We start from the raw sequence: 13849 nt of genomic DNA, 5'->3' as shown, positions 1-13849 counted from the left end.
CCATCCGGTGTCTGACACCGGATGGCACCGGTCAACGCGCCCAGAGCAGGGTGTCGGGATGGAACTGGCTCCACGCGAACCAGAATGCTTCGTGGGCCGGGACCTCGTCACCGGTGGCGGAATCGAATGCGACCAGTCCGTCGCCTGACTCGCGGAGCTCCACCCCTTCGAGTACGACCGTGTCTCCCGCGTTGAACGCCGCGCTCGCCTCCTCCGACGGGAACGCGATCGGCGTGCCGTCGTCGGCGATCACGCCGACCACGAACTCTTGCGCTTCGAGCCGCGGGTCGACGTCGCCGACGGGGAAGATCGGACCGTCGTCGTCGCGCCCACCGAGCGGATCGAGATCGTAGGACCGGCCGACGCCGCCGTCCTGGGCGATGATCCGCGTGTCGGGATGTTCACGTTTCCACTCGGCCCACGTGGACCGCACGACGGTCGCCTCGTCGAGTACGACGCCCTCGTCGAGCAGCGGTCCGGTCACCGCTTCGCGCGTGAAGGTGTCGAACACCGATTCCGAGACGAGGTCGTACATCACCTTGTTCGATCTGCTCAGCAGACCGGACGTGCGCATCACGAGTTCCTCGGCGGGACGGTCGGTGACGAATGCCTGGGCGGACCCGCAGAGCGTGCAGTACGGAATCGCGAGCCGCTCACCGCCGAGCGTGAGGTTGAACATCTCGTGGATCTCGGCGATGTTCAGCGGGATCGCCAACGCTTCGTCGCCCATCGCGATGCCGAACACGATCCGGTCGTCGGCATACCAGTCGCCTCCGTCGGCGTCGGTGGTCGCAGGATCGTCGAGTGACGGGATGCAACCGCCCGGGCACGGGTCCGGGTCGCCGAGCGGTCGGTCGTCGATCAGGACCCCACCCCAGCTGACGAGACGCCAGTCGATCGTCGCGTCCTCGTCGTCGAAGAACGGGGACCAGGCGGTCTCGAGCAGCGTGAAGATCCCGCCCTTGTCCGTCCGATACTCGGCGTAGGCAGGCGTGTCCCAGGCGATCATGTGATTGGTGGCGCTCAGCCACGAACTCCGGCCCAGCGTGGGGTCGGCGGCGATCGACTCACCGGTCAGCGTTTCGAAGGTGTCGACGAGTTGTTCGTCTTCACCGCTGCCGAAGAAGCGCAGCAGGTCGGTGACGAACCACGCGTGGCGCGGATCACCGCTCTCGGCGAGAGCGTCGACGGCGGAGGCATCGGGCGCCCCGACGGCGAGGCTGGTGACGATCCGGTCGATCGCTTCCTCGGCCTCCGGATTCGGTGCGGATTCCTCCGGTGACTCGGGTGGTGGCGGGAAGACGTATCCGCTGGCCGAGGCAGGTCCTGCGTCGACCGCCTCGGCGTCGTCCGGATTCGGCTCCTCGACCTCGGCCGTCCTCGAGTTCCCGGCATCATCGCCAGAGGACACGTCCGAACCGTCGCCTCCCGAGTCACACGCCGCGAGCGCGAGCGCTACGACCGTTCCGAGTGCGATCACGCGCTGCTGCATGCGGCCGAGAGTAGGAACCCGACCGCGACGGTCAGCGGACGTCACGCACAACAACTCCGAAACACGTGCTCGCACTTTCCTGCCGCGTGTGCAGGACGCCGCGGGATCGGGCAGTATCTGGTCATGACCGATACCAACGTTCCCACCGACGCCGAGCTGCGCGAACGCTTGACGGATCTCCAGTACGAGGTGACGCAGCGCGCGGGCACCGAACGCGCCTTCTCCGGGGCCTACCACGACACGAAGGACCCTGGCGTCTATCACTGCATCGTCTGCGACACCGCCCTGTTCTCGTCCGACACGAAGTACGACTCGGGTTCGGGCTGGCCGTCGTTCTACGAAGCGATCGACCCCGAACTGGTCACGCTGAAGCAGGATCGCTCACACGGCATGGTGCGCACCGAAGCGGTGTGCGCCACCTGCGGCGCCCACCTCGGCCACGTGTTCCCCGACGGTCCGCAGCCGACCGGCGACCGGTTCTGCATGAACTCGGCGTCGCTCGACCTCCAACCCGAATGACGCTGCGCGGCGGACGGACGACTCGACGTCTGCCGCGTCACGGAGCGACGTGCGGAACTGGACTGCGTGGTGTCGGCGGGATGGTCGACGAGCTGTTCGGGCGCGTCGTTCCCAGCGGTCAACCATCCGCTGGCGGATTCCGTTCGGCGCGCAGTTGGTCGCGTAGCTCGCGCTTGACGACCTTGCCGTAGTTGTTCGTCGGCAGCGCATCGACGATCCGGTATTCCTTGGGCCGCTTGTAGCGGGCGATGTGGTCGAGACATGTCCGGTCGAGCGCCTCGGCGGTGGGGGCGCTGGCACCATCGACGGCGACCACGAACGCCACGACGGTCTCACCCCACTCGGCGTCCGGGCGTCCGACCACCGCCACGCCCGCGACGTCGGGATTGCGCAGCAGCGTCTCTTCGACCTCGCGGGGATAGATGTTCATCCCACCACTGATGATCAGATCCTTGGACCGGTCGCGCAGCGTGAGACAGCCGTCGTCGTCGAAGCTGCCGACGTCACCGGTGTGCAGCCATCCGCCGCGCAGCGTCTCGGCGGTCTCATCCGGTCGGTCCCAGTAGCCGGCCATCACCTCATCGCCGCGCACGACGACCTCACCGACCTCACCGGTCGGGACGTCGCGGTCATCGGGATCGACCACGCGCACCTCGACATCGGTCCGCGGGAAGCCGACACTCTGCATTCGTTCCCGCCAACGTGGGTGATCGCGGTCGGCGTGGTCGGCCTTCGAGAGCGCGGTGATCGTCATCGGCGTCTCACCCTGGCCGTAGATCTGCGCGAGCCGAGGGCCGAACACCTCGAGCGCCGATTCCAGGTCGGCGAGGTACATCGGCGCTCCGCCGTAGACGATCGTCTTCAGGTTGGCGAGGTTCGCCTGCGCCATGGCCGGTTCCGCCGCCAACCGTTTGATCATCGTCGGCGCGGCGAAGAACGACATCCCCGGCCACCGGTCGAGCAGCGTCGCGATCTCGCGACTGTCCACGCCTCCCGACTCGGGGATCACGCTGACCGCGCCACACGCGATGTGCGGAAGCCCGTACATCCCCGAGCCGTGGGAGATGGGAGCGGCGTGGAGGATGCTGTCGTTCGGGGAGACCTGGTCGATGTCGGCGAAGTAGCTGAGCGACATCGCGAGCAGGTTCCGATGCGTGAGCGTCGCGCCCTTGGGGCGGCCGGTGGTGCCGCTGGTGTAGAACAACCACGCCGGGTCGTCCGCCATCCGCTCGGCGAGCGGTGCCGGCGATGCGGAGGTCACGCGGTCCCACGACTCACCAGGGGCGCTGACGACCGTGTTCAGCGACGCGACCGTTCCCACGAGCGACCCGACGTCGTCGGCGTGTTCCGGATCGGTGACCGCCAACGCCGTTCGGCTGTCGTCGAGGATGTAGGCGATCTCGTCGCGATGCAGCCGAGCGTTGACCGGCACCGCGACCAGACCGGCGTGCCAGATCGCGAACACCGCTTCCAGATACTCCGGACGGTTGTTCATCACGATGGCGACCCGGTCGCCGGGCGCCAGCCCGAACTCGCTCCGGAACGCTCCCGCCGCTCCGGCGGTCGCCGCCGCGAACGACGACCAGTCGGCGTGCACCCGATCACCCGCCGCGAGGGCCGGCGCAGCGGGCATCCGTCGTCCGTTGCGCTCGACCCACGTGGCCAGGTTCATCGCGATTCTCCCGCGCCCGACGTGTCGCCGGCCGTGCACCGCCGCCGGTCGATCATCGGGCGGTGAGGCCGCCGTCGATCACCAGCTCGGATCCGGTGACCCAGGTCGACTCGTCGGACGCGAGGTAGATCACGCCGTACGCGATGTCCATCGGCACCCCTGGACGTCCGAGCGGATGGGCTTCGCCGAGCGCGTCGAAGAACGCGTCGCGGTCGCCTGTGTTGTCGCCGAGGTGCTGCACCATCGGAGTCCAGGTGTAGCTCGGATGCACCGAGTTCACGCGGATGTTGTATCCGGACTGCGCGACGTGCAACGCCGCCGACTTGCTGAACAGGCGAACCGCGCCCTTCGATGCGTTGTAGGCGGCCAGGTTGTCGATGCCGACCAGGCCGGCGACCGACGAGATGTTGACGATCGATCCCCCTTGCGGATCCTGGTCCTTCATGGCCTTGATCGCCGCACGGGTTCCGAGGAACACGGCCTCGCTGTTGACTGCGTTGACGTGACGCCAAGCCTCGAGCGTCGTGTCCTCCACCGTGGCATCGTGCACGACGCCGGCGTTGTTCACGACCACGTCGATCCTCCCGTGCCGGCTGGTGATGTCACTGATCAGCTCGTCCCACTGGTCCTCGTCGGTGACGTCCTGACGGATGTACTCGGCCATGCCGCCCTCCGACTGGATCGACTCGGCGAGTGCCTTGCCGTCGTCGTCCAGGATGTCGGTGAGCACCACCGTGGCGCCCTCTCGTGCCATCAGTCGGCCAGTCGCCTCCCCCAAGCCGCGTGCTCCTCCGGTGATCAGTGCGACCTTGTCGTCTACTCGTCCCATTGTGTTTCCCCTCTGTTGTGTCAATCGGTACAGCGGGGCAACGTAGTGACGCGCTCGATCCGCCGGCAGTGGCGGTTGCGTCATCTCGACGGTGCATTCGCGTCAGTTGCCCGTTCCGGCCCGGGAGTACCGTGACCGAGTCCCGCCCGAGCGACACGAGGGAGGTAGTCGATGAGGGTTCTCGTCGTCGACGACGATCCGGCCACGTTGGCCTTCATGAAGCTGGCGTTCGATGCCGCCGGCGATTCGGTCGACATCGCGTCGGGAGTCGACGACGCCATTCGGCTCGCAGCGGCGCAGCCGCCCGACGCAGTCCTGTGCGACCTGACGTTCGGCGACGACGCGAGCGACGGTTTTCGGCTGCTGCGCACCCTCCGCGGTTCGGCCCGGACCGCACATGTGGGCGTCCTCGCGGTCAGCGGTGCCGATCTTCCCGAAGTGATGCGCGCGACCGAGGAGCGAGGCTTCGACGGGTTCGTGGCCAAACCGGTCGACGTCGCGTCACTGGTTGATCGCGTGCACCGCCTCGGCGCGGTCGTCGTCGCGCGCCGAGACGGCGCACACGTCGTCGATGGCGAGTAGGACGTCGCCCACATCGAGTGGTTTGGTGAAGATCCGCTCGGGCGCAGCCGACACTTCGATGGGCACCGAATCGGGCCCGGCCGTCAGCACGATCACGGGTACTTCCGGATGCTCCGAGCGGAACTCGGTGAGCAGCTCCCACCCCGGACGGTCGGGCAGACCGATGTCGAGGAGCACCACGTCGGCCGGTGCAGCGGCCATCGCGGACGCTCCGTCGGCCGCGGTCGTCGCCACCTGGAGTTCCAGGTGAGGTCGCAGACCGAACGCGGCCCGCATCACCTCCACACATGCCGGGTCGTCGTCGACGTACAGCACGGTGCCCGGGACGACATCGTCGGGCACCGGAGGTCGGAGCGTCATCGGGTTCCGTTCGATGATCGGTCGGTCGACCACCACGGCGGGCAGGTCGATCCAGAACGTGGTGCCGACGCCCACGGTGCTGTCGACGTCGATCGAGCCACGCATCTCACGCATCAGACGGGCGCACAGCGTGAGCCCGAGGCCGGTGCCCTGGCAGCTGTCGTCGCGGTTGCCGTCGAGCCGATGGAACGGCTCGAAGACATCGCCGAGGGATTCGGGCGAGATCCCGGGTCCGGTGTCGGTGACACTGATTCGCCGACCGTCGTCGGACGATGCGCACGCGATCTCCACCCGGCCGCCCGCGGGGGTGTACTTCACGGCGTTGTCGAGCAGGTTGATCAGCACCTGGCGGACACACCGGTGGTCGGCTCTGGCGTGCAGCGCGGTCGACGGCGACGTCCGATCAACCAGTTCGATGTCGCGCGCAGCAGCGAGCGGCCGGACCAGCTCCAGGGCTTCGTCGACGACGAGGGCGAGATCGACGGGCACGGCGTCGACGGCGAGCTGGCCCGCTTCGATCCGAGAGAGGTCGAGAAGTTCATCGATGAGGTCGCGGAGGTGGCGGCCGGCCCGCACGATCTGCTCCACGCCGTCCTCGCGCTGATCGGTGTCGAGTTCGAGCAGTTGCATCACCTGCGCGAACCCGAGGATCGCGTTCAGTGGGGTCCGGAGTTCGTGACTGGCGAGCGCGAGGAAGTCGGTCTTGGCGCGGTTCGCTGCTTCGGCCGCCTCCCGCGCCCGCAGGTCGGCGAGTTGATGGCGCGCGGCCGTGACGTCGCGAATCTCGACGTAGAGGTATGGGGCGCGGTCCGGCTCCCCCGGGATGAGCGACGTGTGCAACGAGAGCCACGGAAGCGGTTCGATCGTGGCGCCCGGGGCGCAGCACAGCTGCACCTCGACCGAGTCGGGTGTCGGCGTGTCGGATGCGATCAGTTCGCTCCACGCGTCGGTGACGAGATGGCGATGGGAGGGGTCGACGAGATCGAGCAGGTTGCTTCCGGCCAGCCGAACCCCGGAGCGTCGGACGACATCGGACATCGACGGGTTCGACTTCAGGATCGTTCCGTCGAGTCCGGCCAACGCGATGCCGGCGGCAGCCCCCTCGAACGCTCCTCGGAAACGGGCTTCGCTCTCCGCGAGGGCGCCGAACAATCGATGGTGTTCGATGGCGACGGCCGCAAGATACGTGAACCGGTTGACGAGCCGGATCGCGCCCTGGTCGGGCCGCCACACGCGCGACGTGTACACGGCGAACGTGCCGAGCGTTTCGCCACCTTCGGCTGCGACGATCGGCGTCGACCAGCACGACCGGAGACCGTGCTCGACGGCGAGGTCGCGGAAGTCGACCCAGTTCGGGTCGACCGTCACGTCGCTCGCGATGACGGGTCGCCCGGTGAACGCTGCGGTGCCGCACGAGCCTTGGCCGATCCCGATCGTGACCCCGTCGATCGCCTCTCGATATGCGAGCGGAAGCCGCGCACCGGCGCCGTGGCCGAGCCATCGTCCCTCGTGGAGCAACAGGACCGAGCACACCGCGCCCGGCAACTGCTGTTCGATCGCTCCCACGATCGCTTCGAGCGACTCCTCGAGTGGGGCATGGCGGACGACGCCCTCCAAGATGTCGGCCTGCGCGGTCGCTTGATCGACGGTGACCGGACGCGTCGTCGTGGCGACACGGTCCCCGAACGCCGGCAACGAGAGTGCGACCTGGGTGCAGCGCCCGTCGCGTCCGGGCTCGACGACCTCGAGGCGGCCACCGAGTTCGGAGGCCATCTCGGAGATCCCCGCGAGGCCGAGACCCAGGCGGTCCGATCCGGGAGGAGCCGAGAAGGGACGGCCGACCACGACCTCGTGGTCGACCGGAAACCCGTGTCCGTCGTCGCTGACGACGACGGCGATGTCCTCACCCGCGCGGCACACGTCGACGAGGATCCGGTCCGCACCGGAGCGTCGAGCATTTCTGATCAGTTCGGCGATGGCGTCGGTGAGGCGCCGTTCATCGGCGAGCACCAGCACCTCACCCTCGGAGATCGTCAGGTCGACGTCGTCCGGCACGACACCGTCGGCACACAGGCGTCTCAGATCGACGACGGTCAGGACCAGCGACGACGAGCGTGCCGGTCGGCCCGCACGCCACGCGTCGACCCCGGCGTCGCGGGCGAGTTCGGCGATCTGCTCGAAGGCTCGAACCGGATCGAGCCGCCCGCTCCGACCGGCTTCGGCGGCGAGTCCGATCACGTTGAGCGCCTGGGCGACATCGTGGCCGGCTCGGCGAGCGGTCGCCGACAGGTCATCACGCCGATGAGCGATGGCCGTCGCCGCTCGCGTCGCAAGGTCGATTGCGGCGTCGTGCTCGCGCTCGTCGATCTGCTGCGGCAGTGCCAGCACGATGTCCGCTCCTGCGGCCTGGGCGAGCACGGACTCCGCGAGCGACGCGCCGTCGACGACGGCCACGAGAGCACCGTGGGGCTCGGCGGCGCGCAGCGACGCCACCGATTCGGCACCGACGACGACGCGGCACGTGGATGACGATCGTTGTGCGTTCGGCGACTTCACACCATTCACCCCCTCGCCTCGAATACTGCCAGACTGGCGCGAGGAATCCGCCAGGAGGGCGAGCATCGTGTCCGAACCCATGACGACGTCCGCGATCAGGGTCGTGCTCGTCGACGACCACCGCATGCTGTCCGAACTGCTCGCCGGCGCGCTGTCCGAGAACGACGACGTCGTCGTGGTCGGGGTCGCGAACTCCGGGTCGGAGGCGTTGCCGATGGTCTCCGCACTCCGCCCCGACGTCGTCGTGCTCGACTACGACCTCCCGGACGCGGACGGCGTCTCGCTCGTCGGGCCACTCCTGGACGCTGCGCCGGCGTGCCGGGTCCTGATGCTCACTTCGTTCACCGACCCGGTCGTGCTGAGCGACGCCATCGACGCCGGCTGCGCGGGGTTCGTCACCAAGCGGAACAGCACCGATGAGATCGTGTCCGCGGTACGCGCGGCCCACTTCGACGAGACACCCGTCTCTCCCGACATGGTCCGTTCGCTGGTCGGCCGCGGGCGGCCGACCCTCGGCTCGGATCTGACGGCACGCGAGATCGAGGTCCTCCGACACGCAGCGCAGGGCCTGAGCAACAAAGAGATCGCCGAGCAGCTGTACCTCAGCGTCAACACCGTGCGGAACCACATGCAGCACGTCCTGAACAAGCTCGGAGCTCACTCCAAGCTCGAGGCGACCGCGATCGGCGTCCGGCTCGGCATCGTCCGGCGTTGACGACCGTCGCGTTCGGAGCCGAAGTCAGCGTCCTGATGGTGCACTCGCACCAGTCGAGATGACGCGTGCGGGCCTGTCGCCGCTCGAACCCGTCGGCGACGCTGGTTCGGCACCGAGGGGACGGTGGGGGCCGAGCACGACATGTGCACGCGACTCATCGGCGAATGCCTCGGCTCGACACCAACCACGAGGAGGCCATCCCATGAAGCTCGCTCTCTACCTACCGAACTTCCGCGAACACGTCACCGTCCAGGAGCTCTCGGATCTCACGGATCTTGCGGAGGAGCTCGATTTCGACTCGATCTGGACGCTCGACCGCATCGTCGTTCCCGAAGCGTCCGACCGAGAAGAGCTCGAGCACTCGTTCGGCATGATGGAGGGGTTCCCCAAGTCACTGCCGGTGTCGTCGCGCGGGCAGTGGTATCAGGGTTGGCCGTTGATCCCGTGGCTCGCCGCCAAGACCACGAAGTGCAGAATCGGGATGAGCATCACCGACACGCCGTATCGGGCGCCGGGCGTGCTGGCCGCCGAACTGGCGACGGTCGATCACCTGTCGGGCGGACGGCTGAACGTCGGGGTCGGCGCCGGCTGGATGCCCGAGGAGTTCGCTGCGTCCAGTGCGTCGCACATCTTCCCGAAGCGGCACAAGCACGTCCGTGAGACGATCGAGATCATGCAGGGCATCTGGACCAACGAGGTGTTCGAGTACCACGGTGAATTCGCCGACTTCCCACCGTGCGGGTTCGGCGCCAAACCCGTGCAGAGCCCGCACCCGCCGATCTTCTTCAGTGGGCTGCGGGACCCGAAGCGCGCGGCGAGCCGAATCGCGACGTACGACCTCTCCGGCTGGATCGGCATCCAGGACACGCCCGAGGAGTTCGTCGAGTGGCGTGGACCGATCCAGCAAGAACTCGAGGCGCTCGACAAGCCGGACGCGCTCGATCAGCTGGAGCTGTGCAGCATGTACTGGTTCGTGATCACCGACGAACCGTCCGATCAGGCCGACCAGGGCAAGGCGAGCAACATCTTGATCGGCTCGAAGGAGCAGATCACCGACAACCTCATTCGGCTGAAGGCTGCCGGCTTGACGATGCCGCTCATCTGGCCACCTTTCACCGACGTTCCGGTCGCCAAGACCCTCGAGGACCTGCGCGTCCTCAACGACGAGATCATGCCCGAGGTCGACGCCGCCTGATCGCGGCTCACCCACTGGCTCCCCTCCCCCCGGCCGGCGGCCGGGCGGCGCCCCTGCCATCGATGAGACTGTCGAGATGAGACTCACCGCTGACGAGGCGATCGCCCGGCTGCAGGCGCACGACCACGGCGTGTTGTGCACGGTCCACGCCGAGCGCGGCATCGACGCCGTGCCCGCCGTCTACACCGCTGACGATCGCACGGTGAGCATCCCGGTCGACCGCATCAAGGCGAAGTCGTCGATTCACCTTCAACGGGTCCGCAACCTCGAGGCGGATCCGAGAGCCACGCTCCTGATCGAACACTGGAACCGCGACGACTGGTCTCAACTCTGGTGGGTCCGTGCGCACCTGCGCTGGAACGGGCCGGCGTCGAACGACAGCACCGACGCCGCTGCAGCGCGGCTCGCCGAACACTTCCCGCAGTACCGCAACCGACCCTTCGCCGCCATCCTGGAGCTGCACATCACCACGACCACGGGGTGGTCGGCCGACGACTAGGCGAGAGCGCATCTCGAGCGTTCCGCAGACGACGGCGACGCGGTCACGCTCGGTGGTGTCGATCTCTGCGCTCGGCGCGGTCAGAACGTACAGGTCGAAGGGACCGAGGATCGCTCCGCACGCGTTCGCAATACTTGTTCCAGCTCTTGCCATCTTGATCGAACACATGTACGTTGCAGGTATGAGTTCGACAACGGTCGCCGAGGTCCCGTCGGGCCCGGTCGACGTGATCGACTCGACGACGTTCCAGGGGTTGTGCGACGACATCGCCGGGCATCTGAATGCGCAGATGGGCCGGATGTTGGATCTGACGATCTGGTTGCTCGATCCCGACAACGAGCACTCCTGGGCCGCCCACGACGTGTGGCGACCGCAGCAGTATCTGGCGTGGCGCTGCGGCATCGGACCATCGCTGGCGGACAACCTCGTTGCCGCGGCCGAGCGCGCCGACGACTTGCCGCAGTCGATCGATGCACTGCGTCGAGGCGAGTTGTCGTTCGATCAGCTGATGCCGATCGTCCGGAACATCCCGGCCTGGGCCGACGACCAGGTCGTGTCACTGGCGAAGAAGCTGACCGTCTCCCAAGTCCCCCGCCTCGTGAAGAACACCGATTGGCACTGGACACCGCCTACACCCAGACACCGACGACCACGACGACGACCCATCGCCCGGTCGAGAACCAGATGGCGTCGATGAGTCCTCCGCCGCCGGAATCCACCATGAGGACCAGCCCGAGCCCGATCTGAATCGAGTGGCGTTCGGCACCGGAGCGAACGGACGCTGGTGGCTCCACGCCGATCTCGACGCCGACCTCGGACAACTCATCGAAACCGCCCTCGACGAAGCCCGCGACGCCGTGTTCCAACGGGAGAACCGCACCGGCGACACCACCGATCCCGACCGGGTCTTCCGACCGGTCGGCGACATCGACGCTTGGGTCGAGATGGCCCACCGTTCGCTCGACACGATCAACGAACCATCACGGCGCAACCGGTACCGGGTCAACCTGCAACTCGATCTCGACGGGACCGTGCGCACCAACCGCGGCGACCGGCTGCCCGACTCGATCGCCCGCCATCTCACCTGCGACGGCTCGATCGACCCGGTCTTCGTCCGAGCCGCAAAGCCGGTGTCCGTCGGCCGGACACAGCGAACGATCCCCGACCGCACGCGACGCACCGTTCTCCACCGTGACGCGCATTGCTGCCAGGTCCCTGGCTGCACGGCGACCCGCGGGCTCGACCTCCACCACATCGTCCACTGGGCCGACGGCGGAAGCACCGACACCGCAAATCTGGTCGTTCTGTGTGCTCGACATCATCGACTGCACCACCGACACCGCCTCGGCATCGCCGGCAACGCCGACGATCCGGGCAGTGTGGTCTTCACCGATGCCCGCGGCCATCCGATCCGGGCATCCGGTGCCGACCCGCACCCACCCAACGGTCCTCCCGAACCGATCCGCGGCGAGTACCTGCATCCGCTGGGCGAACGACTCGAGAGCCGCTGGGTCAGCTTCGTCAATCCCGACATCCCCGCCATCCAACGCCGCCACCAATACCCCGATCTCGCCCGACCCGACCTGTACGAGCCGGACCGGTATCCCGACACCGGCTGAGCACTCGTCCGGCTCCGGCAGTTCGCGCCCGAATCCCGCCAGCCCCGGTACTCGATGCGCGGTAGAACGAGATCATGACCTCATCTCGCGCGACCCAACTTCGCTCTCGGTTCCGGGAACTCCACGCTGGTGAGATCCTCGCGATGCCGAATCCGTGGGACATCGGATCGGCGAAGCTCCTGGTCGAGGTCGGGGCGACGGCGCTCGCCACCACGAGTGCCGGTCATGCCGGGGCGAACGGTCGCCTCGACCAGAACGTGCAGCGCGACGAACTGCTCGCGCACGTAGTGGAGATGACCGCCTCGGTCGATGTGCCGTTCAACGTCGACAGCGAAGACTGCTTCGGGATCGACGTTGCCGGCGTCGCCGAGACCGCCGAGTTGATCGCGGCCACGGACGCAGCCGGGTTCTCGATCGAGGACTTCGATCCCCGCGCCGGGTCGATCCGGCCGATCGAGAACGCGGCACAGCGGGTCACCGCAGCCAAGGAAGCAGGCGCAGATCTCGTGCTCACCGCGCGCACCGAGAACCATCTGTACGGCGTCGACGATCTCGACGACACGGTCCGACGACTCAAGGCGTACCGGGACGCGGGAGCTGACGTGCTCTATGCGCCGGGGGTCGCGGCACCCGACGACATCGAGCGCCTTGTCGCGATCGGACCTCCGGTCAACGTGTTGGCCCTCCCTGGCGCTCCGACCGTTCCCGAGCTCGCCGACCTCGGTGTCGCACGCGTCTCGGTCGGCAGCCTGTTCGCCTGGGCCGCATACGGCGCGCTGGTCGAGGCCGCCCGCGAGCTGCTCGGTCCGGGCACGTCGGACTACTCTGCGCGCATGCTCGACGGAGGACTACGGAACCAGGCGTTCGGATGATCGCCGACTGGGGGACCGACGAACGTCGACTGAGCGACTCGGTGAGTGTGCTCATCGGCACGAACAACGGTGGGTACCCGTCGGGAAACTCACTCGTCGTGCGCGGAACATCCGAAACGGTGATCATCGACCCGTCGATCGACGTCGTCGCACGGGGCGGGGCGCCCGTCCCGGTCGACGCAGTGATCAACAGCCACAGTCACGAGGACCACATCGCCGGCAACGGTCTCTTCGCCGACGCACGGGTCCACGTCCACCACGAGGACCTGCCCGGGGTGAGGTCGATGGATGGCCTGATGGCGGTCTACGGGCTCGACGGCGACGCCCGCGAGAGCTTCGAGCAGACCGTCCTCGACGAGTTCCACTTCACACCCCGTCCGGACGCCCACGGATTCACCGACGGGCACGTGTTCGATCTCGGTGGCGTGAACGTCGAAGCGGTTCATCTCCCCGGCCACACCCGGGGCCACTCGGGGTTCCGCATCGACAACACCTTCTTCCTCTCCGACATCGACCTCACCGGTTTCGGCCCGTACTACGGCGACGTGTGGAGCGACCTGGACGACTTCGAGGACAGCCTCGTGAAGGTCCGCGACGAGGAAGCCGACTTCTACGTCACCTTCCACCACAAGGGCATCATCGAGGGTCGCGAGACATTCGTCGAGATGCTCGACGGGTTCCACTCGGTGATCGGGCGACGCCACGACGCGATGCTCGACTTCCTCGGCGAACCGCACACGATCACCGAGATGGTCGAGCACCGGTTCATCTACCGACCGCACGTCGAGATGGCCTTCGTCACCTCCGTCGAACAGCGCAGCGCCGAGATGCACGTCGCCCGCATGATCCGCCAGGGCGAAGCGACCGAAGTCGAACCCGGCCGCTACCAACGGAACTAGCGGCTCGTCGGTGCCATCGGGTGTCTGACACCGGATGGCA

General features: G+C 67.6%; 13 protein-coding genes. 9 read left to right on the top strand and 4 right to left on the bottom strand.

The annotated features are described in order from the left end of the window. Positions 1-31: 31 nt before the first annotated feature. On the bottom strand, positions 32-1492 hold the full coding sequence (locus tag ON45_RS18610; RefSeq protein ID WP_051063357.1) for a DUF3179 domain-containing (seleno)protein: 1461 nt from the start codon (positions 1490-1492) through the stop codon (positions 32-34). Between the two features lie 123 nt (positions 1493-1615). Here ON45_RS18610 and msrB point away from each other — a divergent pair, with 123 nt between their 5' ends. Continuing rightward, the gene (gene msrB, locus ON45_RS18605; protein ID WP_040495936.1) at positions 1616-2011 is read left to right on the top strand and encodes a peptide-methionine (R)-S-oxide reductase MsrB; all 396 of its coding nucleotides are present in this window, start codon (positions 1616-1618) and stop codon (positions 2009-2011) included. 118 nt (positions 2012-2129) lie between these two features. Here the strand turns inward: msrB and ON45_RS18600 are convergent, their stop codons facing one another. Next, positions 2130-3683, bottom strand: coding sequence for an AMP-binding protein (locus tag ON45_RS18600; RefSeq protein ID WP_040495943.1), 1554 nt, complete (start codon positions 3681-3683; stop codon positions 2130-2132). A gap of 52 nt (positions 3684-3735) precedes the next feature. Continuing rightward, positions 3736-4512 carry a glucose 1-dehydrogenase gene (locus ON45_RS18595; RefSeq protein WP_040495934.1) on the bottom strand — a complete coding sequence of 259 codons (777 nt, stop codon included), beginning with the start codon at positions 4510-4512 and terminating at the stop codon, positions 3736-3738. A 171-nt stretch (positions 4513-4683) separates the two neighbouring features. Here ON45_RS18595 and ON45_RS21880 point away from each other — a divergent pair, with 171 nt between their 5' ends. Continuing rightward, positions 4684-5094, top strand: a complete 411-nt coding sequence (locus ON45_RS21880) for a response regulator (protein WP_051063356.1) — start codon at positions 4684-4686, stop codon at positions 5092-5094. On the opposite strand, the gene ON45_RS21875 is transcribed toward ON45_RS21880, so the two are convergent. Continuing rightward, positions 5014-8010, bottom strand: coding sequence for an ATP-binding protein (locus ON45_RS21875; RefSeq protein ID WP_158412518.1), 2997 nt, complete (start codon positions 8008-8010; stop codon positions 5014-5016). The genes ON45_RS21880 and ON45_RS21875 overlap by 81 nt on opposite strands. Before the next feature lie 79 nt (positions 8011-8089). On the opposite strand from ON45_RS21875, the gene ON45_RS23230 reads away from it, so the two are divergent. The 7 genes from ON45_RS23230 (at position 8090) to ON45_RS18550 (ending at position 13809) form a co-directional block, all read left to right on the top strand. After that, positions 8090-8725 carry a response regulator transcription factor gene (locus ON45_RS23230; protein ID WP_040495932.1) on the top strand — a complete coding sequence of 212 codons (636 nt, stop codon included), beginning with the start codon at positions 8090-8092 and terminating at the stop codon, positions 8723-8725. A 202-nt stretch (positions 8726-8927) separates the two neighbouring features. Continuing rightward, entirely contained in the window at positions 8928-9920 is a 993-nt protein-coding gene (locus tag ON45_RS18575; RefSeq protein ID WP_040495931.1) for an LLM class flavin-dependent oxidoreductase, read from the top strand. Between the two features lie 76 nt (positions 9921-9996). Beyond that, a complete protein-coding gene (locus tag ON45_RS18570) occupies positions 9997-10419 on the top strand; it encodes a pyridoxamine 5'-phosphate oxidase family protein (protein ID WP_040495929.1) in 423 nt (140 codons plus the stop codon). A gap of 181 nt (positions 10420-10600) precedes the next feature. Beyond that, positions 10601-11116 (top strand): 13E12 repeat family protein, encoded by a 516-nt coding sequence (locus ON45_RS18565; protein ID WP_040495927.1) that lies wholly within the window; start codon positions 10601-10603, stop codon positions 11114-11116. Positions 11117-11171: 55 nt separating this feature from the next. Then, a complete protein-coding gene (locus tag ON45_RS21870; protein WP_051063354.1) occupies positions 11172-12038 on the top strand; it encodes an HNH endonuclease in 867 nt (288 codons plus the stop codon). Between the two features lie 74 nt (positions 12039-12112). Next, on the top strand, positions 12113-12910 hold the full coding sequence (locus ON45_RS18555; protein WP_040495925.1) for an isocitrate lyase/PEP mutase family protein: 798 nt from the start codon (positions 12113-12115) through the stop codon (positions 12908-12910). Beyond that, positions 12907-13809, top strand: a complete 903-nt coding sequence (locus ON45_RS18550; protein WP_040495924.1) for an MBL fold metallo-hydrolase — start codon at positions 12907-12909, stop codon at positions 13807-13809. The genes ON45_RS18555 and ON45_RS18550 overlap by 4 nt, the downstream gene beginning before the upstream one ends. Positions 13810-13849 lie beyond the last annotated feature (40 nt).

It is taken from the genome of Ilumatobacter nonamiensis YM16-303, from assembly GCF_000350145.1.
Lineage (GTDB): Bacteria > Actinomycetota > Acidimicrobiia > Acidimicrobiales > Ilumatobacteraceae > Ilumatobacter_A > Ilumatobacter_A nonamiensis.
Note: the sequence above shows the minus strand (reverse complement) of the source record. Positions and strands in the feature narration are given on the sequence as shown.

What these genes read in the sequence shown, in the direction of transcription:
- ON45_RS18610 (WP_051063357.1), bottom strand. Translation starts at nt 1,492, where the DNA reads ATGCAGCAGCGCGTGATCGCACTCGGAACGGTCGTAGCGCTCGCGCTC.
- msrB (WP_040495936.1), top strand. Translation starts at nt 1,616, where the DNA reads ATGACCGATACCAACGTTCCCACCGACGCCGAGCTGCGCGAACGCTTG.
- ON45_RS18600 (WP_040495943.1), bottom strand. Translation starts at nt 3,683, where the DNA reads ATGAACCTGGCCACGTGGGTCGAGCGCAACGGACGACGGATGCCCGCT.
- ON45_RS18595 (WP_040495934.1), bottom strand. Translation starts at nt 4,512, where the DNA reads ATGGGACGAGTAGACGACAAGGTCGCACTGATCACCGGAGGAGCACGC.
- ON45_RS21880 (WP_051063356.1), top strand. Translation starts at nt 4,684, where the DNA reads ATGAGGGTTCTCGTCGTCGACGACGATCCGGCCACGTTGGCCTTCATG.
- ON45_RS23230 (WP_040495932.1), top strand. Translation starts at nt 8,090, where the DNA reads ATGACGACGTCCGCGATCAGGGTCGTGCTCGTCGACGACCACCGCATG.
- ON45_RS18575 (WP_040495931.1), top strand. Translation starts at nt 8,928, where the DNA reads ATGAAGCTCGCTCTCTACCTACCGAACTTCCGCGAACACGTCACCGTC.
- ON45_RS18570 (WP_040495929.1), top strand. Translation starts at nt 9,997, where the DNA reads ATGAGACTCACCGCTGACGAGGCGATCGCCCGGCTGCAGGCGCACGAC.
- ON45_RS18565 (WP_040495927.1), top strand. Translation starts at nt 10,601, where the DNA reads ATGAGTTCGACAACGGTCGCCGAGGTCCCGTCGGGCCCGGTCGACGTG.
- ON45_RS18555 (WP_040495925.1), top strand. Translation starts at nt 12,113, where the DNA reads ATGACCTCATCTCGCGCGACCCAACTTCGCTCTCGGTTCCGGGAACTC.
- ON45_RS18550 (WP_040495924.1), top strand. Translation starts at nt 12,907, where the DNA reads ATGATCGCCGACTGGGGGACCGACGAACGTCGACTGAGCGACTCGGTG.